Raw genomic sequence first — 22,634 nt, 5'->3', positions numbered from 1 at the left:
TGATGCGCTGTTTTATGAGATTTTCATATGAGCTTATTGCTTTGAATGCTCTCAAATTTGAAGCGCTGATTGCTGGTGTTTTCCCTGTTTTGACTCGTCCACAAGTGCATGGAGTTATTTGGCAACTGCTTTTTAAAGTGGCGCTAGCGGCTCTTAGCCTGTTTGAAGCCTTGGCCGCGTCTTGCGGCGACAATAGGGCATTCATTGTTGCAGGTGGCCGTGGCTATATAGCGCCAGCGACCTGCATCTCGATTGAAAGGCTTTGCTCTTTGAATCGAGTTGCCTAATTCAAGAAAGATTTGCCATGTTGTTAGAAGCTTCTGAGTCGCAACTGGTTCTGGTGGACTACCAGGACAAGCTCATGCCCGTTATCCATGAAGGTCAGCAAGTGCTGTCCAACGCCGTCAAGTTGGCCAAGATGGCTCAACTGATGGATGTGCCGGTTTGGGGTACGGAGCAGAACCCTTCGCGTCTGGGTACCAATGATGCGGAGCTCAAATCCCTGTGCAAAAAGACGCTTGAGAAAATGTATTTCAGCGCCGTGGCAGAGGGCCTGGGCGAATGGCTGCGTCCTCCTGCCAAGCCACAGGGCGGCAATGCTCGCAGCTTGCCCAAGCATTTGCAAAAGCCCCAAGAGCAAGCGCCAGAGCGCAACATGGTGGTGATTGCTGGTTGCGAAACCCATGTCTGCTTGCTGCAAACCGCGCTGGAATTGTTGGAAGAAGAGTTTGACGTTTGGGTCGTCACTGACGCAAGCAGCTCGCGTACTGAGCGTAACCGTGATGCCGCGTTTGACCGCTTGGCAGGTGCTGGCGCTGAACTGGTGACCACCGAAATGGTGTTGTTTGAGTGGCTGCGTACTTGCGAAGATCCAGCCTTCAAGGACATGCTGGCACTTGTGAAATAAGCGCAGAGGCTGGCTTTGCAGTGGGCGCACTTGGCTGACAATGCTGCCCATTGAAAGCAAGGGATAAGCGATGAGCGAACAAAAAAAACCATCAGCAAAGCAGGCCACCGACTGGGCGGCTTGGAGCCGCGAGGCCGTTGAAATGATGCAGGCCCGCAATGCCCAATGGCCCCAGCAGTTTGGCCTGCAAGCTAATCCAAAGTACCACTGGGATTTGGGCCGCGCCCTGCTGGAGCTGGATGGGCCGCTGCATAAGGTGATTGCCACAGTCTGTCTGGTGGGCACAAGCAGCGAGCAAGAAGGCAGCTTTGTATGGAGCTGGGCTAATGAAGCCATTCCCAAGCAACATGGCGAGGCGTTGGAGGTGGTGCACGACTTTGGCCGTGAAAACCATTTGTCACTGCTGACCACAGCCCGCATTCCCGGTGGCCGCCCTGAGGCGCTGGAATGTCTGTGCATTGCGGCCCGACTGCAACGCGCCGTGGGCACGTTTATTGATCAGCAAGGGGATGTGACGCTCTACTTCACGCTGCTGCATTTGCAGCCGGCGGTAGATCCGGCAGCTCTGCCGAACTGAGAAACCACTGGGATGGGCATGAAAAATTCGTTAACAATTTTTCAGCCATGTTTTTTATAGACTTGAGCGCCTTGAATTAGCTGCTCAAAAAGGAGTCCTCATGAAATCCATGTTCGTACTGGCTGCTGCCGTCTTCATATTGAGTGGCTGCGCGGTGTATCACGACCGCGGTGGCTACTACGGTGATGGCTATAAAAAGCCTCACCCTCATGGCTGCCCACCCGGTCAAGCTAAAAAGGGCAACTGCTGACCACTCAACCCGCTTTCAGCGGGTTTTTCTTTTGGTGATTCAGTCCGTCACCCAGCCAGCTCATCTGGCTTGATCCACCCAATGCGGCCTTGGCCGCTTTCGTTAAGGGTGCTAACAAAGGCTTGGGCAGCCGATTGCGGCATCTGCAGCTTGAAGGTGACCAGGCTGCCGTGATCGACCTGCAGCAGCTCGGCGCCCGCCGCATCCACCATGCGGCGAATCAGCCCTTCTAGCGGATAAGGGGCTGTGCATTGCAAGATTTGCATGCGCTCAATAGTGGCTTTTTCGGCTTGCAAGAGCGCTTGCGCCACTGCATCGGTATAGGCGCGCACCAGCCCGCCCGCGCCCAGTTTGACGCCGCCAAAGTAGCGCACCACGGTTGCCAGTACGCCCTCCAGGTCTTGGTGGCGCAGCACATCCAGCATGGGGCGGCCTGCGGTGCCGCTTGGCTCGCCATCATCTACCGCTGCAGATTGCCCGCCGGCTAGCAAGGCCCAGCAAATATGGGCGGCGCTCGGGTGCTGGCGCCACAGCGCATCGACAACGGCCTGCGCGCTGGCCCGGTCCGTCATCGGTTGCACACAGCCGATAAAACGGCTTTTCTTAATGATGAGTTCACTGGAGACAGCGGCGCGAAGAGTCTGAGGCATAGCGAGCGGCAGCATAACCGCAAAGAGGGAGGCTGCAGGCGGTGTGCCGAATCCTGTTGGACACTTCATTTGTGTCAGATCCATGACGTGATGACGCGGGGTGTGGGATTTGCTCGACAGTGGCGTTAATCCGGTTCCTACAGGCAGAAAAAGCAGCCATGATTAAGCTACTTGCAAAGGAGGCGGTCATGAACATTCCCCAGCCACAGACCCTGAGCGAACACACTTTTGGACGAGAACATTTCTCCCCGCCGCCTTTGGCGCAGGAGTTGATGGAGGTACAGTCCATGCAACTTACGCCCCCCGAAGATGAATGGGACTTGCTACAACGCATACGCAACGTTGGCGAGTGGTAGGTCACTGAACGAATCTTCAAAAAACCGGCTGACTCAGTAAGAGCAGCCGGTTTTTTGCATCTGCCGTGTGCTGATGCGGGTCGGTGTGAAGGTTTGAGCGTTCAAAATCAGCGTATGTTTTTGATTGCCGCATTCACTGCACAATTGACTGGCCCATGACTGCCTCGATCACACCGTTTTCTGACCCTTCGCACTGGATGCTTCTGCCTGCCGCTGCGCAGACAAGCGTGCTTGCCGTATCGTTGGCGGATGTGACGGCGCTGATGGAGAAAGTCGGGCGAAGCAGCGCCACGCTGGGCAGCAGTGATGCCATTGCAGAGCAAATTTTGCAGCTGCTGGGCAGGCAGGTGCCGCTTGCGCAGTGCACTATTTTCGCCTTCCAAGGCATGGCGCGGCCTCGTGTGGTGGGCTTGGGCGACAGGGCGCGTACAGGTGCGCTTCCCATGATTTCGCAAGATTACAGCGAACGCTTTTACCCTCTAGATGGCTCGCAACGCGTGATGAAGGCCGAGCTTGCGCGGCTGCTCAAAGACCCGCATGCCAAGCCCCGCGTGTGGCTGCACCGGCAGGGGCCGCAAGATGTGCAGCACCCCGAGTACCGCCATGTCTGCTACACCCAGCCGCAAATTGCGGAGCGGCTGTCGGTATTGATGCTGCAAGAAAATGCGCGCTGGCTGTCCGTCAATCTGTACCGGGGCGAGGAGCACGGCCGCTTTGATGACGAGGCCATTGCGCTGATTGAGGCGTTTGCCCCGCTGCTCATGCAAGCCATGCGCCTGCATTACGCGGGCCAGACCTTGCAGGGCGACTTGGTGGACTTGGTGCTGGCCCGTCTGGCGCGCCGTTTTGAGCAGCTCACGCCGCGTGACCTTGATGTGGTGCGGGCGCTGGCACAGGGCTTGGATGCAGATGCACTGGCTCAGCGGCTGGGCATCGCCGTCAGCAGTGCCCGCACCTATGTGAAGCGGATCTGCGCCAAGCTGGGGGTGCAAGGCCAGCGAGAGCTGTTTGCATTGCTGATGGAGCCTGCGCAAGCGGTGGATTCGCAATTTTGATAGCTGCTAGTCCTTATGCCGTAATGACTTGAGGCAAGTTTGGTTTGAAATTGAGGCAGGAGCTGGCCTTTAGTCATTCATGTCCTCATTTGGTGACATGTGCAGGCTGGTGCTTTTCTACACTGGGCAGCAAATAAGCACCCGGAGACATAACAAAATGCACCAGCCATACGCCGAGCCCCGCCACTCCATCTACTACGAATACCAAGTTCATCAGCCTTGGCTGGCATCCCAGCACCCCGGTGAGCAAAGCCACCCAGTCGTTATCGTCGGCACCGGCCCTGTGGGCTTGACCACGGCGCTTGAAATGGCCCGCCACGGCCAGCGCTGCGTGGTGCTGGAGTCGGAGTTGCAAGTCTCCGAGGGCAGTCGCGCCATTGTGTTTACGCGCCGCTCCATGGAAATTTTGCAGCAAGTAGGCGTGGCCCACCGCGTCACAGAGACTGGCTTGCCTTGGTGCTTTGGCAACAGCATTTACCGGGGCCAGCGGGTGTACCGCATGGAAAACGCCCGCGCCGATGACGATCGCTTCTTCCCCATGATCAATCTGCAGCAGCAGTTTCTGGAGGAATATCTGGTCGAAGCCGTAGAAGCCAACCCGCTTATCGAGCTGCGTTGGGGAAACCGCGTCAACAAAGTGGAGCAAAAAGGCGAGAAGGCCTTCGTCGAAGTCGATACGCCAGAAGGCGCATACCAGTTGCAGGCGGATTGGCTGGTGGCTTGTGACGGCGCACGTTCGGGCATCCGCTCGGCCATGAAGCTGCAAATGGAAGGCGCGTCTTACGAAGGCCGCTTTGTGATTGCTGATATCCGCATCGACCTGCCGCTGCCAACCGAGCGTCTCGCGTTTTTCGATCCCACATGGAACCCCGGCAACACCATCCTCATGCACCGCGAGCCGCATGGTATTTGGCGGGTGGACTACCAGTTGCCAGCGGGTGAAGATCCCGAAGATGCACTCAAGCCCGAATCACTGAAGGCGCGTATTGATGCTCAACTAGAGATGATCGGCTTTGGTGGCACGCCGTGGGAGATGGACTGGAGCTCGGTCTATTCCGCCCGCGCCTTGACTTTGCCCAACTATGTGCATGGCCGTGTGATCTTTGCGGGCGATGCGGCCCACATGCTGCCCATCTTCGGCGTGCGCGGCGCGAACACCGGCTTTCAAGATGCGCAGGCGCTGGGATGGCGGCTGGCGCTGGTTGCCAAGGGCGCGGCCAGCCCCAAGCTGCTTGAAAGCTATAGCAGCGAGCGTGTGGGCGCCGCACGGGAAATTGTCGAAGAGGCGGGCAAGAGCACCCGCTTTATGGCGCCGCCCACGCGGGGCTTCAGATTGGTGCGCGATGCCGTGCTGTCCCTGTCTTTGACGCAGCCCTTTGTCGGCCCGCTCTACCACTGGCGCACCTCGCGCCCGCATGAGTACGCTCACTCGCCGCTCAACAGCGTGGGTGACGACAATTTGCTCTTTAAGGCCGGCCCCGCCCACGGCGCGCCGCCCGTCAATGTGCGCTTTGCGGCCGATAGCTATTTGCTCGACCACTTAGGCGGCGGCTTTGATTTGCTGTACTTCACTGCAGCGCAAGCCATCCCGCCTGAGCTGCGCGCCGTGGTCGATAGCGTTAAAGCTCGCGGCATCAATGTGCGACTGATTGCGGTGACTGACCAGAGTGTGAGCGAGGTTCAAAGTTCTGTTCAAGGGGCTGATCTGGTGCTCAATGACAGCGAAGGCCGCTGCCGAAACCGCTACGGCGTACTGGCCAATGGCGCGGCTTACTTGCTGCGCCCCGACCAACATGTCTGCGCGCGCTGGATGGCGCTGGATGCCCATCAACTGCAATCCGCATTCAAAGCCGCGCTGCTGGCCTGAGGAAGATCACCATGAACAACACAACAAGCACTCTGGATATCGCAGGCCTTGAAACCGTCTACGACCAACTGGCCACCGCGATTGATGCCGTGGGCGCTGAAAAATCTGAACTATTGCTGGTCAAGCTGGCGCTGCTAGCGGCGAACCAGTTGGGCGACGCCCAGCAGTTTGGCGAGCTAATTGCTGCGGCGCAGCGCGATTTGTAGCATTCAACTCTAAGCACTTAGCACAATCACTCAACCACAAGCACTTGCGTGCTTGTGGCGGCTTATGCAGCTCACGAAGCTCAAGAGCGCTGCACCCCCCACTTACGCACCGTCAGCCGCTCCAGCGTATGAAAGCCCAAAGTCTCCACCAGCAAGCCAATGGCGATGACGGTTAGCAGGCCGGCAAACACTTTGTCTGTGTACAGCTCGTTGCGGTTTTGGAAGATGTACCAGCCCAAACCGCCTTTGCCCGACGATGCGCCAAAGACTAACTCGGCCGCAATCAGGGTGCGCCAGGCAAATGCCCATGCAATTTTGAGTCCTGAAAGAATAGCAGGGAGTGCAGCGGGAATCAGGATTTGCAGCACATAACGCACACCGCTTAGGCCATAGTTGCGCCCTGCCATGCGCAGGGTTTCAGGCACGGACTGAAAACCGGCATAGGTGTTAAGCGACAGCGGCCACAGCACGGAGTGCACCAGCACAAACAAGAGGCTGCCCTGACCCAAGCCAAACCACAGCAGTGCCAGTGGCAGCAGGGCGATGGCGGGCAGGGGGTTGAACATGCTGGTGAGCGTGGTGAGCAAGTCGCGGCCAAACTGGGTGCAGACGGCCAGTGTGGTCAGCACTAGTGCGCCCACAATGCCCAGCAAATAGCCTTGCACCAAGATGGCCAGCGAGATGCCAGCCTTGGCCAGCAGCTCGCCGCTGCTGACGCCTTCTGCAACCGCACTCATGGTCTGCAGAAAGGTGGGCAGCAGCAAGTCGTTGTCTTGCCAGCGGGCCAGCAGCTCCCAAGCCAGAGCCAGCACCGCAAGAATGACAGCGCGGCGCAGGCCGGCTTGCTGCCACAGGCGCTGGGGCAGGCTCAGGGGCTGGGCGGCGGCCAGTGCACCGGGGGCGGTGAGCTCACGCACATATTCAGCGCGTACAGGTGGTTGCAAAGGCGGTTGCAAAGGAGATTGCAAGGTGGGCTGTGTCATCAATGGCTTTCGGCGGCGCTGGTGGCAGTGACATTGGCGCTCGCTGCGGTTGCTGCGTTCGCTTTGTTCGCGTCAGCGGCTGTGGGGCTGTTAGTCATACTGTTAGGGGCGACGGGCTCGTCAAACAACAGCTGGTGAATGCGCTGGGCTGTGGCCTGAAAGTCCGCACTGCCTTGGCTTGATAGGTCAAACTGGTGGCTGTTGACCTCGGCGCGCACGCGGCCCGGGTGGGGCGAGAGGATGGCGATGCGGTTGCCCACAACCAAGGCCTCTTCAATCGAGTGGGTGACAAAGATCAGCGTAAAGCGCAGCTCTTGCCACAGTGCCAGCAGCTCTTCTTGCATGCGGCGGCGGGTAAGGGCGTCTAGCGCGGCAAAGGGCTCATCCATCAGCAGCACGCGTGGTTGCATGGCCAGCGCCCGGGCAATGGCTACGCGCTGCTTCATGCCACCAGACAGTTGATGCGGGTGGGCGTTGGCAAACTTTGCCAGCCCGACCTTGGCAATCATGGCGTCCGCTCTTTGGCCCGCTTGGGAGCGGTTGAGCTGGCCCGAAGCTACCAGCGGGAAGATGACGTTTTCACGCACGGTCTTCCACGGCGGCAGTTGGTCAAACTCCTGAAAGACGACGACTCTATCTGGGCCGGGGCCTGTAATGGGCTGGCCGTCGAGCAGGATTTGCCCTTCGCTGGGCGTTAAAAATCCACCCACAGCTTTGAGTAAGCTGCTTTTGCCGCAGCCCGATGCGCCAAGCAGCACAAACCGATCGCCCTCGTGCACATCGAGATTGACGCGGTAGGTCGCCTGCACTTGCTGCTGGGCGGTGCGGTAGATGAGGCTTACGTCTTGAATTTGCACCAGCGGCTGGGCGGCAGGCGCAGCATGAGTTTGATGATTACTTTCTACATTGATAGCACCATGTCCATTATCTATGGCGGCTGGAGGCTGGTTTTTATAGATTTTTTGCAAGTCTAAAGTCGCAGGGGTAGGCGATGGCGATGGCGTTGCCGAAGCCGGATTCCAGTGCGCAGTCCCCGCCAGTGCAGGCGTTTGTGGCTGGAACAGGTTTTTGAGCAAAGCTACAAAGGGGGTGAGCAAGCGGGGCATGGTGTGATCTTTGCGTGCTAGCTGTCTTTAGTTGCCGCCGGCCACACGCGGGTCGTCAAAGAAGTAGTCGCCCAACTGGGCTGGGTTGTTTTTGAGGGCACCCACGCGGTGCAAAAACTGGCCCAGTGCCAAAGTGCGCTGCGGCTGCACGGTGAATTGCACTTGGGGGTTGCGAATGACATCCAGCACCAGCTTGCGGTCTTGCTTGCCGCCGCTGACTTTGAGGTAAATGTCAGCTGCTTGCTCAGGGTTGGCCTGGGCAAACTGGGCGGCTTCATGCAGCGCATCTAAAAACGCGCGGTAGGTTTTGGGGCTGTTGTTCTTGAACTTCTCGGTGGCATACAGCACGGTGGCCGCAGCCGGGCCGCCTTGCACGTCATACGAGTTCAGCACCACATGGGATTTGGGGTTGCCAGCGAGTTCCTGCTCTTGAAAGGGTGGGCTGGCAAAGTGGGCGTTGATCTCGGTGCCGCCCTTGATGATGGCTGCCGCCGCTTCCGGGTGGGGCAGGGCCACTTGCAGTTTGTCGAGCTTGTTGAACTGCGCATCGCCCCACTGCTTGGCAGAAGCGAGCTGCAAAATGCGCGACTGCACGGAGGCGCCAACGGCGGGCAGGGCGATGCGGTCTTTCTCCGTAAAGTCCGCAATGGTTTTGACGGCGGGGTTGTTGCTCACCAGCAGATAGGGGAAGTTGCCCAGCGATGCCACGCCCTTGACGTTTTGCTTGCCCTTGGTGCGATCCCACAGCGTGAACAGCGGGCCAACGCCAGCGCCTGCAATATCGACATTGCCAGACAGCAGCGCATCATTGACGGCAGAGCCGCCGGACAGTTGCAAAAACTGCACCTTGATATCCACGCCGCGCGCCTTGCCGTGCTTTTCAATCAGCTTTTGCTCTTGCGCCACGTTCAGTAGCAGGTAAACGATGCCGAACTGCTGGGCAATGCGCAGCTCGCCTTCTTTGGCTTGGGCTTGGGTGGAGGCCAGTCCTGTAATGAGCAAAGCGCTGGCGGTGGCAATGGCTGCCAATGTGCTGCGGCGTTGTGGTTTGAATGACATGTGCAAATCCTTTGATCTTTTTTTGAGGCAAAGCCGCCCCAAGCCACCGCGTGATATGCGGTAGCTGCTATGAATTGAGTAGTGCTGAAGGTGGGGCGCCCGAACTAACCGCGAATCGACGTGTTAATCGATGCGTTAAACGACGTTTTAAGCGACGCGTTAAGCGACCGGCTTGCTGCCTTCCACCGTGGTGCGGTAGAGCTTGCGGCGCAGATGCTCGGGCGTGCCGGCTGCCAAGTGCTGAACAGAGCGGTTGTCCCAGAACACCATGTCATGCGGCTGCCACTGGTGGCGGTACACAAACTGCGGCTGCACGGCGTGGGCAAACAACTGGGCGAGCAGGTCGCGGCTTTCGTCCTCGGGCAGGCCGACGATGCGGCCGGTGAAATGCTCGCTGACAAAAAGCGCTTTCTGGCCATTGCCGGGGTGGGTGTGAACGACGGGGTGAACGGCGGGCTTGACCTCGTCAACCTGAGTCTGCGTCAGCGCTGGGCGCCAAGGGCTTTTCTCGCGCAGCTTTTCGTAATGCAGCAAATAGCTGTGCTCAGCTTGCAGGCCGTGCAACTGGGTTTTCAGTGCTTGGGGCAGGCTGTCGTAGGCCGCGTGCTGGTCGGCAAACAAGGTGTCGCCGCCTTCGCTGGGCAGCTCTTGGGCATGCAGCAAGCTGCCCAGGCTGGGCACTTCTTTGTAAGACAGGTCAGAGTGCCAGAGCTGGCCCGCATCGCCCAAACCTTCAGGATTGCCTTGGGCATCACGGATATTGGAGACTTGCAAAATCTCTGGGTGACCGGCTAGTTGAAACTGGCGCAGCACATGAATTTGCAGCGGCCCCCAGCGGCGGCTGAATTCGATTTGCTGGGCAGGCGTGATGCGCTGATCGCGAAAGACCAGCACATGGTGCTTCCAGTGGGCTTGCTGCAGGCGGTCAAAATCAGCATCGGTTAAAGGCTTGGATAGGTCTAGGCCGATTACCTCGGCACCCAGATCGCCTGCCGCGCCGGGTGCGGGGCGAATTTCAAAGCGCTGTGGCTCAGTGGTCGCTGGCGCTGGGCGCAAGGTCTGTGCTTGGGTGGCGGCGTGGGCAAGAACGGCAGACATGAATGGCTCTCCTCAGGTGTTTTTATGCAGCGAAAGCCAGTTTAAAAAAACTCTTTAATTCTATAAAAGAATATATTCTTGGATTTTTATAACCAAAACATCTAATAAAGGTTTTGGCTTCAAAAAACTACACGCTAATCAGCCGCTCAAATGAAGCGCATCTGGAATCAAAAAAAGAGGTGATTAGCTCTTTGCTCTATATTTATCAAGGACTAGCTGCTACAAATTTCAGAGTTCGCACCATGGTTTTGCAAGACCTTGCTCGTGCAAGGAGAGGGCCGTAAACGTACACTGCCCGGTTCTTTCCCCGCACAGGCCATCAGGCCGCATAAAGCTCATTCACATGAACGCCCCGGTTGATGTTTCCTTCTTCCAACGCGACGCCAAGCCGCTGACCAGCTACAAACCGTACTGGGCCAAGCGATTCGGTGTGGCTAAATTCTTGCCCACCACCCGCGCGGAGATGGAGCAGCTCGGTTGGGACAGTTGCGACATCATCTTGGTGACGGGCGACGCCTATGTGGACCACCCCAGCTTTGGCATGGCCGTTATCGGCCGTGTGCTCGAAGCCCAAGGCTTTCGCGTGGGCATCATCGCCCAGCCGGACTGGAATAGCGCTGCAGCCTTTAAGACCTTGGGTAAGCCCAATCTGTTCTGGGGCGTGACGTCGGGCAATATGGACTCGATGATCAACCGCTATACGGCTGATCGCAAAATTCGCTCTGACGATGCCTACACCCCCGGCGACGTAGGCGGCAAGCGCCCCGACCGCGCAGCCATCGTCTACAGCCAGCGCTGCCGCGAAGCCTATAAAGATGTGCCCATTGTGCTGGGCGGCATCGAAGGCTCGCTGCGCCGAATCGCCCACTATGACTACTGGAGCGACAAGGTTCGTCGGTCCATCGTGGTGGATAGCAAGTGCGACATCTTGCTGTACGGCAACGCCGAGCGTGCGCTGGTTGAAGTCGCCCACCGCATTGCTGCGCGTGAGCCAATTGAGCAAATTACTGATGTGCGCGGCACCACGTTTTTCCGCCGCGCCTCTGAAGAGGGTTGGTTCGAAGTTGATTCGACCACCGTTGATGAGCTGGGCGACGTTGAAGTTCACATCAACCCCTATATGACCACCAGCGAGCAGGCTGAGGCACAAGGCCAAAGCTGCTCGAAGGAAGACGGCGAGAAAGCTCAGGGACAAGCCCAAGGTCAAGCCGAGGCCATGGGCCCGACATGCGCGAGCGGTCAAAACAAGGCCGGCGGCGCATCGGTGGCCAATGTGCAGCCGATTCAGTTTGTACCTAACCTCTCGCTGCGCAGCAAGTCCAAGCTGCCCCCGCGCGAGCGCACCGTGCTGCGCTTGCCCAGCTACGAAGAGGTCAAGAGCGACCCGATTTTGTACGCCCACGCTAACCGCGTACTGCACCTCGAAACCAACCCCGGTAATGCCCGCGCTTTGGTGCAAGCCCACGGTGAAGGCACCACGGCCCGCGATGTCTGGATGAACCCGCCCCCCATCCCGCTGACAACCGCTGAGATGGACTGGGTGTTTGGCCTGCCGTACGCCCGCAGCCCACACCCCAGCTATGCCGATGAAAATGGCAGCCACGACGGCACAACCAAAATCCCTGCGTGGGAGATGATTCGCACCTCGGTGAACATCATGCGCGGCTGCTTTGGCGGCTGCACCTTCTGCTCGATTACTGAGCATGAAGGCCGCATTATTCAAAGCCGCTCTGAAGATTCCATCATCCATGAGCTCGAAGAAATTCGCGACAAGGTCAAGGGCTTTACCGGCACCATTTCTGACTTGGGCGGCCCCACGGCCAATATGTACCGCTTGGGTTGCAAGAGTCCTGAAATTGAAAAGCACTGCCGCAAGCCAAGCTGCGTGTTCCCCGGCATTTGCCCGAACCTGCACACCGACCACGCTCCGCTCATCAAGATCTACCGCCGTGCGCGCAAGCTGCCCGGCATCAAGAAGATCTTGATTGGCTCTGGCCTGCGTTATGATTTGGCCGTCAAGTCGCCAGAATACGTCAAGGAGCTGGTGCAGCACCACGTGGGCGGCTACCTGAAGATTGCGCCTGAGCACACCGAAGCGGGCCCGCTCAACAAGATGATGAAGCCGGGCATTGGCAGCTATGACAAGTTCAAACAGCTGTTTGAAAAGTTTAGTGAAGAGGCCGGTAAAAAGCAGTTTCTGATTCCTTACTTCATCGCCGCCCACCCCGGCACCAGCGATGAAGACATGATGAATCTGGCGATTTGGCTGAAAAAGAATGGTTTCCGCGCCGATCAGGTGCAAACCTTCTACCCCAGCCCCATGGCCACGGCCACGGCCATGTACCACTCTGGCCGCAACACGCTCACCAAGGTGCGCCGCGAGATGCGTGACGAGGCTGAAGAGCGCGTAGACATCGTGCGCGGTGACAAGCGCCGTCGTCTGCACAAAGCCTTTTTGCGCTACCACGACCCAAACAACTGGCCTGTGCTGCGTGAAGCGCTCAAGCACATGGGGCGCGCCGACCTAATTGGTAACGGCAAGCAGCATTTGATTCCGACCTTCCAGCCTTTGGTGGACGGCAGCTATCAAAGCGCTCGCAAGAAAAATAGCACCGGCAGCACCGCTGGCGTGGGCTACACCACCAACAAGGATGGCAAGGCCGTGGCAGTGCGCCGCCGCACTGTGGAAGAGTCGCAAGAGCCTAAGGGTGATGTGCGCTTCCGTACCTCAGCGCCCCAGCCGGGCAAGATGCTGAGCCAACACACGGGCCTGCCCCCGCGTGCGGGTGTGACTGGCAAAGCCACATCTAAGGCGAAGCCAGCTTTTAAGGCATCGTCCAAGCCAGTGGTGAAGTCGGGCAAGCCTGCTGCGCAGGCCTCTCGCAAGCCACGCTAGTTTTATTGGCATCAGCCCTCAGTTTGACTGGGGGTTGCTGCAAAAATAGTAGCAGCTTGTCATCTAGGCATAAGGACTAGAGCCTTAAAAGGCTCTGGAGAATGTTTTTTCGGCGCTCTGAGTGCGTAGCCTAATGCGTACTCAAGCGCGCAAGACAACATGCATTCGAACAAAAACAGCCAGCATTGCTGGCTGTTTTTGTATCTGGAGGAGCGTAACGAAGACTGGCTTCATCTGGAAACCTCACCACTCAATTTGGGCAATCAGCTACTTCTGTTAACGGCCAGAAGCAGACAATAATTTCGACATTGGCCTTCGACCAGTCTTGACCAGTTGCAATCTCGAAATATTTAGGTTTGCCTAAGAAGTTTGCTTGTAATTGCTCACTCTGAAAATTTCAGATAGATTAATTTTTACAAGAGCGATAAGCCTTTTTCGCTTGTCGTCTAAATCAAGTTAGAAACTTAACCAGCGTGAGCTGTGTCAAATTTATGCAAATAATTAAATCGATCGAAATAAAGAACTTCCGATCAATCAAGAGCACTGGAAAATCAATAGAGCTATCAGATTTGAATATTCTTGTTGGCCAAAATGACAACGGCAAATCTAATATACTTCGCGCTTTAAATCTCTTCTTCAACAATCAAACAGACATAGACCAAGGATTCAGATTCAACGAGGATTATTGCTACCACGCCAATTCCGGAACTGGAAGCCGAAGAGAAATTAAAATCTCATTAACCATTGAGCCACCGAAAGGACGATTCAAGAACGCCAACACGGTTAAATGGACAAAGCGCTGGAAAATGGACGGATCAATAATTGAAAATCGAATCTACATTCACTCAAGCCAAAGCCTCACCTCAAGCGACAACATATATAAGTGGCTCGATAAACTAAAATATAGATATGTTCCGGCGATCAAAGGTAGAGACTACTTCAACATCTTAATGGGCGAATTGCATGACGTTCTTAACGAAGCGCATGGCACGCTCATGGCAACCCAAGGACAGGGTTTCATATCCGGAATCCAAAAGGTAACTGGCCGCATAACCAAGGAGCTGTTCAATCAAATAGGCATACCAAGCACCATTCAAGTTCCATCAGATTTTAAGCAGCTGTTTTCAAATCTAGATTTCGGAGCGAAGATTGGTCAAAACACATACCATCTCAAACAACGCGGCGACGGAATAAAGGTCAGACATATCCCCGTCATTTTAAAATATATGGCCGAACAGGAAAAGAACATCTCTATTCCAGGATACGTGAAGCCAGACACAATATGGGGTTTTGAGGAGCCGGAAAACAATCTTGAACTTAGGTATGCATTTGAGCTCGCGGAAACAATCCAAAACTACGCGTCCGACATACAAATCCTTGTTACAACTCATTCACCTGCGTTTTATGCTCTCAAATCTACCGACAACACAGACACAAGGAAGTACTATATCAAGAAGGATACTCATGAGTGCACAACGACAAAGTTAATTGATGAGCAAGGCGACAGTGAGTTACACGAACAAATGGGACTTCTCCCACTGATAACCCCATACCTTGAGAAGGTTAACGAAGCTCAAAAAACAATACAAAATCTGGAGCAGGAGATCTCAAAGATCCCACCCAATAAAAAATACTGCATCATCACTGAAGACTCCAAGAACGCCAATCTAAAGACATTGCTATCCGCCAATGGGTTTAACCCATCTGATATGGAAATATTCTCTTACGACGGAAAAGATCAAGTCAAGGGGGCGATAATTCTTGGAAAATACCTAAAAGCAAGGAACTCGGAAATTGTCGTTATACTACACCGCGACAGAGACTATTTGAGCGACGATGAAATATTTGAACTTAAGAAGAAAATCAACAACGCCGGACTTAACTTCTTCTACACAACAGGAACTGATATTGAAAGTCACTTCATCTCAGTTGAGCATATTATGAATTTGTGCCCAACGGCGGATTCAAATATAGTAAAGACTGCAATCAGCGAAGCAACTGATGAGGCGAAGGCTGACTCGATTGGCAGATTCATAGACCATGCTTTTCAACGACGACGCCCGGCTGGTAATGGCTACGCCTCGGAAATTGAAAAGATTACTGCAATCTACAATGCTTCGCCCAGTCGTTATCGTTACGGGAAGAAGGTTTTTGGTCTTCTAAAAAGCAAGTTGCACAAGGCGGGTTATAAATCATTCAAATTAGAGAGCGAATCAGATGCACTGCAAGTAAATATTCTAAAGAGACTAGCAGGATAAATATTGTCATGCATGCCGATTTTCTAACTTGCGGTTCAACGCGGACGCCAACACTGGCCATGGCTTCGCCATTTTCATGGCCAGTGTTGGAGCCCTCCGCGCTTCTTGCTCCGACGCCGGCTAACCTTGGCGTTAGTGGCTGTCTGCTTCGGGTCTTTTGCCGCCGACCGCGTTGAGCAGTCAGGCCTCCACGAAAATTCAGCGAGCTACTCACTAAATTTCAGATTCCACGAAACGATGGTCGATTCAACTACGGCTTTTCAGTAATCGCGCGCCAATCCGGTAGAGCAAGTACAGGCAGCTCAGGCTGAAGACAGCCCATGGAAGGTACTGGGACAGGGAGACAAATTTCCATAGTGGCCCTTCCCCGACGTAGGAAGGAGTGCTAAGCATGGATAAATGAAGTGTCAGCGACGCGGCAGTTCCTCCAACGATGCAAGCCAGCATCAGTTTTTCTGCCCAAGGTTTGAGTGCGTAGTTAATGGCGACAACAGCAAACAACAGGTAGCAAGCCAAAGACATCCATGCAATTACATCGAAGCCCACAGAGCTAACTGGAGCGATAGCGTGTGCCGATGATTTTAGAGAGGTCGCAATGCTCCTGAAAACCGAGTCAACTTGAGGAAAATACATAGCGTCATTATCAGTGGTTAGCTATACAAAGCGTTCAGAACGCTTCACTCCACTGGATTGCCGCTGCTTTCAAATTCGACTTTAGGGCGTTTGCTGTCGTCCAAGATGTACCGCTAGCGCGACAATTTAATTTCAAAGGCCTGTCTACATATCGTGGAATGGGTGCTCAAGTAAGACCGGAATCAGCAATCAATTCTCAACAGAGACATTAGCCAGTCTTACTCAAAATCAGCCCAAAGCCAGCGAGGCGCACCACTGCGGAAGCTGGTTTTCTTGCGTGGGTGCAAAGTATTCAGCCGTCATAGGCTTGGGGCGGGCAATGGCATAGCCTTGGACATAGTCCACACCCATGCTCATGAGTTCCTCGGCAATTTCACGGCTTTCGACGAACTCGGCCACGGTTTTCTTGCCCAGTGTCTGGCCTATGCGGTTGATCATTTCCACCATGGCGTGATCGCCCTTGTCTTGGAGCATGTCGCGCACAAAGCCGCCATCGATTTTGAGGTAGTCGACGGGCAGTTGTTTGAGGTAGGTGAGCGATGACATGCCCACACCAAAATCATCAAGTGCAAAGCGGCAGCCCATGGCGCGCAGAGCTTGGATCAAGCGGGTGGCGTTGCTGAGGTTGCCAATGGCGCTGGTTTCGGTAATTTCAAAGCACAACATATCGGGTGAAATGTCGTGCTCCAGCATTTGAGATTTGACAAATTCCAGCAGGCCATCGTCGTCCAGACTGGCGCCAGAGAGGTTGATGGAGCAGGTATCAATTAGCTTGGCGTAGCCCGGTTGTTCAGAGAGTGTTTGCAAAGCCTTGGAGATGACCCAGCGATCTAGCGCAGGCATGAGGCCGTAGCGCTCTGCTGCAGGGATAAAGGTTCCGGGCGCCAAAATTTGCCCACTCTCGTCGCGTAGGCGCAGCAGTACTTCAAAGTGCATGCCTTTGCGTTGGTTGCTTTGCTTGCTGGTTTGCAGCGGCGCAATGTGCTGCGCGTACAGGCAAAAGCGATCTTCATCGAGAGCGCTGCGAATGCGGGTGGCCCATTCCATCTCACTGACGTAGCGATTGAGCATGCCGTCTTCAGCCGTGTAGAAGAAGACTTTGTTACGCCCGCGTTCCTTGGCTTGGTAGCAGGCCATGTCGGCCATGCGCAGCAGATCCGAGGCGTTGGTCGAATCACCCGGGATGTGGACTACACCAATCGAAAAACCAGTGCGCAGGGTTTTCTCGCCCCAGTAGGTTTGGAGTTGCTGTGCAGCGAGTCGAAGTTTTTCTGCAATGGTGGAGACGTTGGATGGAGGGCAGTTTTCTAGCAGTACCGCAAACTCATCGCCGCCCATACGGGCTAGGCAATCCGTTTCACGCAGATTGTGTTGCAGCATGCGCGAGACTTCGCACAGCATTTCGTCGCCTGCGGAGTGGCTGCTGGTTTCATTGATGAGCTTGAATTGGTCAAGGTCGATATAGAGCAGGGCGCAAGGCTTGACCTGATGCAGACCTTGAGTCAGCAGTTTTTGCAGCCGGCGCTCAAACTCGCCGCGGTTTTCCAGACCCGTCAGAGTGTCATGTCGAGAGTTCCATGACAGCTGATCCATGTATTGCTGCTCGCGCGATACGTCGCGCAGCACGAAGACGGCTCCTGATGTAACGCCTTCGCGCTGCATGGTGGAGCCCAGTACCTTGACTGGCACGATGCTGTGATCGGTGCGGCGAACCCAATGCGTTTGCTCGTCGCGCATGACCGTGGCTTCGTTCATTAACTGGCCCAGCAGCGACGCGCTATTGAACGATGAGTCTGTGCTGTAGAACTGCAGCACCAGCTTGATCGGTCTGCCGATGTAGCTTTGTTTTTGCAGGCCCAGCAAGCCAATGCCAACGGGGTTGATGTAATTGACCAAGCCAGCTTGATCGGTGGTGATGACCGCATCACCGAGTGCGGCCAAGGTGGTCTCAGCACGCTCTTTTTCAGTATTGAGGGTGATTTGCATTTGCTCGCGCAACTGGACAAGGCGCCAGGTATTCCAACTCCATAGGCCAATCAATAAAAGCGCCAGACTGCTGTTGAGTGCCAGCAGTACTCTCACAATGGCGCGCGAGCTTTGACCCAGAGAGTCGCTGAAAGCGCGGGTGAGGGCGCTGACGCCTTGGTTGATGAGATCAATCTCACGCTTCCAGGTGGCGATGATTTTGGGGTTCACGCTAGCGACTTCGTAGCTCTGCTTTATTTCAGCCGCCAGTACATCGAGCTGGTCTAAATACTGGTCGCCCATGCTCCAGTAAGCGACGGGCTCTTTCACCCAGTCAAAGTAGCGAAAGGTGCGCAGCAGCCAGATCAGGCTATTGATATCGTCGGGATGATTTTTTCCTTGCTCCATGCCTTGGCGTGCAAGGTCCAAGCGCAGCGGAGCGCCATATAAAGCGTTGCGTGCAAGAGTGTCACCGCGAGGCACGAGCAAGGCGGCTTCGTAGTTCGCAAGATCTGTGGGATTGCCTTCGTCGGCATAGCGCGAGAGTGAATAAATGGCGTCTTTTTGGGCTTTGGACCAAAGACTTTCACCGTTGACGAAACCGCGCACCGCAGAAAGCAGGTAAAGGCTGCTGCTGGCGCTGAGCGTCAAAATAACCACTAAAAGCGCAAATATCCAGATGGGATGAACGTGATGGTGAGACTTCAGTGTCGGGCTTGCAGATGCCTTCATAACGCCTCAATTTTTATGGTTTGACGGTTAACGAAGGAGTAAGGCTTTTCATAGGAAAACTGAATTAAGCGCCAAAAATCCAAAGACCGAGATATCTCACATAGCTCGTATCGATGAATCACCAAAACTATCCCTAACTTTCTCAATAAGCCCCAGTGGCGGGCCATGAGTTTTCAACGTATTAAGATCAAAACTTAAGTTTTATGCAATTTGTATGCATTCGTAATTTTTGGCTTGTAAAAGTGAATTTCATGTAAGACAAATGCCATAGTTGTCCCAAGACAGAGCATGAGGTTTTATGAACTCATGCTCTGAGCTGAAGTAATTCACTCACGCTGCTTGCTGTTGATGAGCATGTTTGGAGGCACTAACACAACCCAGCAAACCGCAGGTTTGCGTTTGAGACGAGGCTCGAAGCCGCAGGCAGTACGAAAAGTACGACAAGGCGAAGCCACGACGTATCATGGGTGGTGTTAGCCGCTCTTAGGCTAGATCAATAGAGTGAACTAACGGCTGTTTTAGGGCATCCGCCTTGCGGTCGGCAAAAAAGCGCTCGAGCGTGACTTTGACGGTTCTAAAGGCAATCTCATCCCACGGAATGTCGGCCTCTGTAAACAACTGGGCTTCGATGGTTTCAGGGCCGGGGTAGAACTGATCGCTTTTAAGGCGTGCCAAATAAAAGAAATGCACTTGCCCGACTTGGGGCACGTTGATGATGGAAAACAGCTTGCCCATCTCAATATCGGCACCGGCTTCTTCATCGGTTTCGCGCTGGGCGCCACCGGCGGTGGTTTCGGCCAGTTCCATAAAGCCGGCTGGCAGCGTCCACTTGCCCAAGCGGGGCTCGATATTGCGCTTGCATAGCAAAATTCGCCCGTCATCCATGACGGGTAGGGTGCCTACGACGTTAAGAGGATTTTCGTAGTGGATGGTGTGGCAAGCCGGGCAAACCGCGCGTTCGCGGGTGTCCCCATCGTCAGGAACTCGGTAAGTGACTGCGGCGCCGCAGTTGCGGCAAAACTTGATGGGGTTGCGAAAAATCATGCAGCAACTATAAGCAAATCAGGCCGTTGGTGCAGGTGTATCAGGCACAACCAGCTATAAAAAAGGGAGTCAAACCGATGACTCGGCGTGACTCCCTTTGACTCTCTTGGCGTGCAGTACGAGCTAGATGCTCATGCAATCACGTGCATGCTCAGGCTATTCAGGCGATTTGTAGCTTGATCGGGGACAGGCCGGTGACCGTGCCTTCCAGTACATCCCCCTTGACTACGGCGGCTACGCCTTCAGGGGTGCCGGTCATGATGAGGTCGCCGGGTTGCAGCTCCCAAGCGGCGGACAGGTGCTCGATAGTTTCGGCAATGTTCCAGATCAGCTTGTGGATATGGCTGCGCTGGCGGTCAGCGCCGTTGACCTGCAAAGAAATTTCGGCATTGGTGATGTCGCCGGCTTGGTCGGCAGGGGTGATTGCGCCGATGGGGGCTGATTGTTCAAACGCCTTGCCAATGCACCAGGGGCGGCCCAGCTTTTTCATCTCGTTTTGAAGGTCGCGGCGTGTCATGTCCAGACCAACGGCATATCCATAGATGTATTGCAGCGCATCTGCAGCCTTGATGTTTTTACCGGCCTTGCCAATGGCAACTACCAGTTCAATCTCATGGTGCAGGTTTTGTGTCAGCGTGGGGTAGGCTAACTGGGTAGTGCTGTTTGCATCAACGGCCACGACTGCATCGGCAGGCTTCATGAAGAAGAAAGGCGGCTCGCGACCCGTAAAGCCCATTTCTTTGGCGTGATCTTCGTAGTTGCGGCCCACGCAATAGATGCGGTGAATGGGAAAGCGCTCGTTACAGCCCACAACAGGAAGGCTGGCCACGGCAGGGGGAGTGAACACGTAACTCATGAAGTCCTCTTACAGGAAAACGCGCTGAAATCAGCATGGTTTGATGTGGCAAACAGTGTGCCACGCCACAGCCGCTGCAAGCGCAGCGGCGAATGCGGCTTTTACGTATGCTGCCTTTTTCAGGGCATTCGAGGCGGTGGCTCGCGCTATGCTGCACAGATCATGAAGCTGCATACCTACTTTCGCTCATCCGCCTCGTATCGCGTGCGCATTGCACTGCAACTCAAGGGGCTGCCCTATGAATCCGTGCCTGTGCATCTGGTGCGGGGTGACCAAAAAGCGCCCGCCTATGCGGCCCATGTAGGTGATGCGCTGGTGCCATCGCTGATCACGGATGAGGGGCAGTGGCTCACGCAGTCCATGGCTATCATCGAATATCTCGATGAGACCCATGCCCAAACGCCGCTGCTGCCGAGCAATGCCTTGGATCGTGCTCGCGTACGGGCGTTGGCGCAGATGGTGGCTTGTGAGATCCACCCTTTGAACAACTTGCGCGTGCTGAAGTATCTGGTGCGCCAGATGGGCGTAAGCGATGAGGCCAAAAACAACTGGTATGTGCACTGGGTGCGCTCAGGCTTGGAGGCGGTAGAGCGCCAACTGACGCTGCTTGATGGCGAGCGCGGGGCTGCTGGCCTGCCTGCCTCTCAGTTTTGCTGGGGCGATACGCCAACGCTGGCCGAGTGTTGCCTGATTCCGCAAATCTATAACGCCCAGCGTTTTAACGTGAACTTGGATGGCCTGCCTCGCGTGATGGGCGTGGTGGAGCGCTGCAATGGGCTTGCTGCTTTTCAGCAGGCTCATCCTTCTGCATGCCCTGATGCGGAGTGAGCAATGAATGACCAGCCGAAATGGCCTGCTTCATGGCTGACACCTGACTGGCCCGCTATTGCTGGCGTCCACGCTGTTTGTACTTCTCGCGAGGGCGGTGTTAGCGAAAAGCCTTGGGGCAGCATGAACTTGGGCGACCATGTCAATGACAAGCCTGAACATGTACGCCGCAACCGCGAGTTGTTCAGCGCCGCCATTCAGTCGCAGACCGCTGGCGCTTGCACTGCTTTCTTGCAACAGGTGCATGGTGTCGATGTGCTGGCGCTGGATGCAGACAACATCTCCCGCTCTAATGGGGCAAGCTTTGACGCTTGCGTGACGGCCGATGCCGGCGTGGTCTGCACCATCATGGTAGCGGACTGCCTGCCGGTGCTGCTAGCCCATGATTCGGGGTTGGTGGTGGGTGCAGCCCATGCGGGCTGGCGGGGGCTGGCGGGTATGCCGCCATCAAGAGTTGTGGCTGATGGTCCGTTGCTCAGTGGTGTGCTTGAAAGTCTTTTTGAGTCTTTTTGCCAGCAAGTTCAATCAACATCTGCACTGCCTGCTATCAAAAAAGAAGTAATTCAGATTGCGGCTCACACGCAGGCATGGCTGGGGCCTTGCATAGGGCCTGAGTCTTTTGAGGTGGGAGCCGAGGTGCGCGACATTTTTGTGGCGCATGACCCATCAGCGGCGCAATATTTTGTACCTACGTCGTTACCTAATACCAAATATTTGGCCAATTTGCCGCAACTTGCGCGCCAAAGGCTTGCTGCATTGGGCATCTCTGCAATCTTTGGCAACGATGGCAGCGAGCCATGGTGCACGGTCACTAATGCATCACGTTTTTTCTCGCACCGGCGTGATGCTGCCCGTTTGGGAAGTAGCGGAAGGCTGGCCGCCAGCATCTGGCGCGATGCTTGATTGAGGGTTTGAGCTAGCAAGCTTGTCACTCGCTGCTGGCTGCGTTGCAGCGAGTGCTTCCTGCTCTTGTTGAGCTTTGATGCGGCGCTTGCGGCCCGGGGTCCCCAAGATATAAAGCAAGATGGAAAGCGGCAGCAATCCATAAAGCAAGAAGGTAAAAAACGCGCCTAAAACTGTGCCGCCGGGGCTGGCAGCCTCGGCAATTGTCATCATCACGACGACGTACATCCAGGCGATGGCAATCAGGTACATGGAGCTCCGATAAAGCATCCGTCTTCAAACGAATGCGTGGTTGGCGTGTGTCAAGGGTGTATCAAAACGGCTGCATGTCGGTGCAATGCCAAAACTACTCATCCGTTCTGACGGACATATCGGTGACAATTTCGCCGTGTGAGCCGTATTGCA

General features: G+C 55.4%; 22 protein-coding genes. 12 read left to right on the top strand and 10 right to left on the bottom strand.

The genetic code is table 11. From position 1 onward, the window contains the following. Positions 1-14 precede the first annotated feature (14 nt). The 4 genes from KUF54_RS07480 to KUF54_RS07465 all read left to right on the top strand — a co-directional run bounded on the left by KUF54_RS07480 (position 15) and on the right by KUF54_RS07465 (position 1,734). Entirely contained in the window at positions 15-287 is a 273-nt protein-coding gene (locus tag KUF54_RS07480) for a hypothetical protein (protein ID WP_219346006.1), read from the top strand. A gap of 17 nt (positions 288-304) precedes the next feature. Then, the gene (locus tag KUF54_RS07475; protein WP_219346005.1) at positions 305-907 is read left to right on the top strand and encodes an isochorismatase family protein; all 603 of its coding nucleotides are present in this window, start codon (positions 305-307) and stop codon (positions 905-907) included. Positions 908-977: 70 nt separating this feature from the next. Then, a complete protein-coding gene (locus KUF54_RS07470; protein ID WP_219346004.1) occupies positions 978-1,484 on the top strand; it encodes a DUF6882 domain-containing protein in 507 nt (168 codons plus the stop codon). 100 nt (positions 1,485-1,584) lie between these two features. Then, a complete protein-coding gene (locus KUF54_RS07465) occupies positions 1,585-1,734 on the top strand; it encodes a hypothetical protein (protein WP_219346003.1) in 150 nt (49 codons plus the stop codon). A 47-nt stretch (positions 1,735-1,781) separates the two neighbouring features. Here KUF54_RS07465 and KUF54_RS07460 read toward each other — a convergent pair whose 3' ends face one another. Further along, positions 1,782-2,384 carry a YigZ family protein gene (locus KUF54_RS07460; protein WP_219346002.1) on the bottom strand — a complete coding sequence of 201 codons (603 nt, stop codon included), beginning with the start codon at positions 2,382-2,384 and terminating at the stop codon, positions 1,782-1,784. 188 nt (positions 2,385-2,572) lie between these two features. On the opposite strand from KUF54_RS07460, the gene KUF54_RS07455 reads away from it, so the two are divergent. From KUF54_RS07455 to KUF54_RS07440, 4 genes are all read left to right on the top strand, one after another. Continuing rightward, positions 2,573-2,740, top strand: coding sequence for a hypothetical protein (locus tag KUF54_RS07455; RefSeq protein ID WP_219346001.1), 168 nt, complete (start codon positions 2,573-2,575; stop codon positions 2,738-2,740). A 155-nt stretch (positions 2,741-2,895) separates the two neighbouring features. Further along, positions 2,896-3,795: a helix-turn-helix transcriptional regulator gene (locus tag KUF54_RS07450; RefSeq protein ID WP_219346000.1), complete on the top strand. Its 900-nt coding sequence runs from the start codon at positions 2,896-2,898 to the stop codon at positions 3,793-3,795. Positions 3,796-3,952: 157 nt separating this feature from the next. Then, on the top strand, positions 3,953-5,662 hold the full coding sequence (locus tag KUF54_RS07445; RefSeq protein WP_219345999.1) for an FAD-dependent monooxygenase: 1,710 nt from the start codon (positions 3,953-3,955) through the stop codon (positions 5,660-5,662). Positions 5,663-5,673: 11 nt separating this feature from the next. Then, positions 5,674-5,868, top strand: a complete 195-nt coding sequence (locus KUF54_RS07440) for a DUF2783 domain-containing protein (RefSeq protein WP_219345998.1) — start codon at positions 5,674-5,676, stop codon at positions 5,866-5,868. An 80-nt stretch (positions 5,869-5,948) separates the two neighbouring features. On the opposite strand, the gene KUF54_RS07435 is transcribed toward KUF54_RS07440, so the two are convergent. The 4 genes from KUF54_RS07435 to KUF54_RS07420 all read right to left on the bottom strand — a co-directional run bounded on the left by KUF54_RS07435 (position 5,949) and on the right by KUF54_RS07420 (position 10,114). After that, positions 5,949-6,851 (bottom strand): ABC transporter permease, encoded by a 903-nt coding sequence (locus tag KUF54_RS07435; protein WP_219345997.1) that lies wholly within the window; start codon positions 6,849-6,851, stop codon positions 5,949-5,951. Further along, a complete protein-coding gene (locus KUF54_RS07430; RefSeq protein ID WP_219345996.1) occupies positions 6,851-7,957 on the bottom strand; it encodes an ABC transporter ATP-binding protein in 1,107 nt (368 codons plus the stop codon). The genes KUF54_RS07435 and KUF54_RS07430 overlap by 1 nt, the downstream gene beginning before the upstream one ends. Positions 7,958-7,984: 27 nt before the next feature. Then, positions 7,985-9,016: an ABC transporter substrate-binding protein gene (locus KUF54_RS07425; RefSeq protein WP_219345995.1), complete on the bottom strand. Its 1,032-nt coding sequence runs from the start codon at positions 9,014-9,016 to the stop codon at positions 7,985-7,987. 159 nt (positions 9,017-9,175) lie between these two features. Further along, entirely contained in the window at positions 9,176-10,114 is a 939-nt protein-coding gene (locus tag KUF54_RS07420) for a TauD/TfdA family dioxygenase (protein ID WP_219345994.1), read from the bottom strand. Positions 10,115-10,457: 343 nt separating this feature from the next. Between KUF54_RS07420 and KUF54_RS07415 the strand changes: the two genes are divergently transcribed. Both KUF54_RS07415 and KUF54_RS07410 read left to right on the top strand, forming a co-directional pair. Next, positions 10,458-13,010 carry a YgiQ family radical SAM protein gene (locus tag KUF54_RS07415; protein ID WP_219345993.1) on the top strand — a complete coding sequence of 851 codons (2,553 nt, stop codon included), beginning with the start codon at positions 10,458-10,460 and terminating at the stop codon, positions 13,008-13,010. A gap of 491 nt (positions 13,011-13,501) precedes the next feature. Continuing rightward, positions 13,502-15,268: an ATP-dependent endonuclease gene (locus KUF54_RS07410; RefSeq protein WP_219345992.1), complete on the top strand. Its 1,767-nt coding sequence runs from the start codon at positions 13,502-13,504 to the stop codon at positions 15,266-15,268. 246 nt (positions 15,269-15,514) lie between these two features. On the opposite strand, the gene KUF54_RS07405 is transcribed toward KUF54_RS07410, so the two are convergent. From KUF54_RS07405 to KUF54_RS07390, 4 genes are all read right to left on the bottom strand, one after another. Beyond that, entirely contained in the window at positions 15,515-15,901 is a 387-nt protein-coding gene (locus KUF54_RS07405; RefSeq protein ID WP_219345991.1) for a hypothetical protein, read from the bottom strand. 228 nt (positions 15,902-16,129) lie between these two features. Beyond that, positions 16,130-18,598 (bottom strand): bifunctional diguanylate cyclase/phosphodiesterase, encoded by a 2,469-nt coding sequence (locus KUF54_RS07400; RefSeq protein ID WP_219345990.1) that lies wholly within the window; start codon positions 18,596-18,598, stop codon positions 16,130-16,132. Between the two features lie 483 nt (positions 18,599-19,081). After that, positions 19,082-19,642 carry an NUDIX hydrolase gene (locus KUF54_RS07395; RefSeq protein WP_219345989.1) on the bottom strand — a complete coding sequence of 187 codons (561 nt, stop codon included), beginning with the start codon at positions 19,640-19,642 and terminating at the stop codon, positions 19,082-19,084. A gap of 160 nt (positions 19,643-19,802) precedes the next feature. Further along, positions 19,803-20,498 (bottom strand): fumarylacetoacetate hydrolase family protein, encoded by a 696-nt coding sequence (locus KUF54_RS07390; protein WP_219345988.1) that lies wholly within the window; start codon positions 20,496-20,498, stop codon positions 19,803-19,805. 162 nt (positions 20,499-20,660) lie between these two features. Here KUF54_RS07390 and maiA point away from each other — a divergent pair, with 162 nt between their 5' ends. Together maiA and KUF54_RS07380 are read left to right on the top strand one after the other, a co-directional pair. Continuing rightward, complete coding sequence (maiA, locus tag KUF54_RS07385; RefSeq protein ID WP_219345987.1) at positions 20,661-21,326, top strand: maleylacetoacetate isomerase; 666 nt, start codon at positions 20,661-20,663, stop codon at positions 21,324-21,326. 3 nt (positions 21,327-21,329) lie between these two features. Further along, positions 21,330-22,229, top strand: a complete 900-nt coding sequence (locus KUF54_RS07380; RefSeq protein WP_219345986.1) for a polyphenol oxidase family protein — start codon at positions 21,330-21,332, stop codon at positions 22,227-22,229. Here KUF54_RS07380 and KUF54_RS17415 read toward each other — a convergent pair. Beyond that, positions 22,146-22,481 carry a hypothetical protein gene (locus KUF54_RS17415; protein ID WP_255576375.1) on the bottom strand — a complete coding sequence of 112 codons (336 nt, stop codon included), beginning with the start codon at positions 22,479-22,481 and terminating at the stop codon, positions 22,146-22,148. The genes KUF54_RS07380 and KUF54_RS17415 overlap by 84 nt on opposite strands. Positions 22,482-22,634: the final 153 nt, after the last annotated feature.

This window comes from Comamonas sp. Y33R10-2 (genome assembly GCF_019355935.1).
Taxonomy (GTDB): domain Bacteria; phylum Pseudomonadota; class Gammaproteobacteria; order Burkholderiales; family Burkholderiaceae_C; genus Comamonas.
Note: the sequence above shows the minus strand (reverse complement) of the source record. Positions and strands in the feature narration are given on the sequence as shown.

Excerpts from the sequence above, each read along its gene's own strand:
- KUF54_RS07480 (WP_219346006.1), top strand. The coding sequence starts at position 15 with ATGAGATTTTCATATGAGCTTATTGCTTTGAATGCTCTCAAATTTGAA.
- KUF54_RS07475 (WP_219346005.1), top strand. The coding sequence starts at position 305 with ATGTTGTTAGAAGCTTCTGAGTCGCAACTGGTTCTGGTGGACTACCAG.
- KUF54_RS07470 (WP_219346004.1), top strand. The coding sequence starts at position 978 with ATGAGCGAACAAAAAAAACCATCAGCAAAGCAGGCCACCGACTGGGCG.
- KUF54_RS07465 (WP_219346003.1), top strand. The coding sequence starts at position 1,585 with ATGAAATCCATGTTCGTACTGGCTGCTGCCGTCTTCATATTGAGTGGC.
- KUF54_RS07460 (WP_219346002.1), bottom strand. The coding sequence starts at position 2,384 with ATGCCTCAGACTCTTCGCGCCGCTGTCTCCAGTGAACTCATCATTAAG.
- KUF54_RS07455 (WP_219346001.1), top strand. The coding sequence starts at position 2,573 with ATGAACATTCCCCAGCCACAGACCCTGAGCGAACACACTTTTGGACGA.
- KUF54_RS07450 (WP_219346000.1), top strand. The coding sequence starts at position 2,896 with ATGACTGCCTCGATCACACCGTTTTCTGACCCTTCGCACTGGATGCTT.
- KUF54_RS07445 (WP_219345999.1), top strand. The coding sequence starts at position 3,953 with ATGCACCAGCCATACGCCGAGCCCCGCCACTCCATCTACTACGAATAC.
- KUF54_RS07440 (WP_219345998.1), top strand. The coding sequence starts at position 5,674 with ATGAACAACACAACAAGCACTCTGGATATCGCAGGCCTTGAAACCGTC.
- KUF54_RS07435 (WP_219345997.1), bottom strand. The coding sequence starts at position 6,851 with ATGACACAGCCCACCTTGCAATCTCCTTTGCAACCGCCTTTGCAACCA.
- KUF54_RS07430 (WP_219345996.1), bottom strand. The coding sequence starts at position 7,957 with ATGCCCCGCTTGCTCACCCCCTTTGTAGCTTTGCTCAAAAACCTGTTC.
- KUF54_RS07425 (WP_219345995.1), bottom strand. The coding sequence starts at position 9,016 with ATGTCATTCAAACCACAACGCCGCAGCACATTGGCAGCCATTGCCACC.
- KUF54_RS07420 (WP_219345994.1), bottom strand. The coding sequence starts at position 10,114 with ATGTCTGCCGTTCTTGCCCACGCCGCCACCCAAGCACAGACCTTGCGC.
- KUF54_RS07415 (WP_219345993.1), top strand. The coding sequence starts at position 10,458 with ATGAACGCCCCGGTTGATGTTTCCTTCTTCCAACGCGACGCCAAGCCG.
- KUF54_RS07410 (WP_219345992.1), top strand. The coding sequence starts at position 13,502 with ATGCAAATAATTAAATCGATCGAAATAAAGAACTTCCGATCAATCAAG.
- KUF54_RS07405 (WP_219345991.1), bottom strand. The coding sequence starts at position 15,901 with ATGTATTTTCCTCAAGTTGACTCGGTTTTCAGGAGCATTGCGACCTCT.
- KUF54_RS07400 (WP_219345990.1), bottom strand. The coding sequence starts at position 18,598 with ATGAAGGCATCTGCAAGCCCGACACTGAAGTCTCACCATCACGTTCAT.
- KUF54_RS07395 (WP_219345989.1), bottom strand. The coding sequence starts at position 19,642 with ATGATTTTTCGCAACCCCATCAAGTTTTGCCGCAACTGCGGCGCCGCA.
- KUF54_RS07390 (WP_219345988.1), bottom strand. The coding sequence starts at position 20,498 with ATGAGTTACGTGTTCACTCCCCCTGCCGTGGCCAGCCTTCCTGTTGTG.
- maiA (WP_219345987.1), top strand. The coding sequence starts at position 20,661 with ATGAAGCTGCATACCTACTTTCGCTCATCCGCCTCGTATCGCGTGCGC.
- KUF54_RS07380 (WP_219345986.1), top strand. The coding sequence starts at position 21,330 with ATGAATGACCAGCCGAAATGGCCTGCTTCATGGCTGACACCTGACTGG.
- KUF54_RS17415 (WP_255576375.1), bottom strand. The coding sequence starts at position 22,481 with ATGTACCTGATTGCCATCGCCTGGATGTACGTCGTCGTGATGATGACA.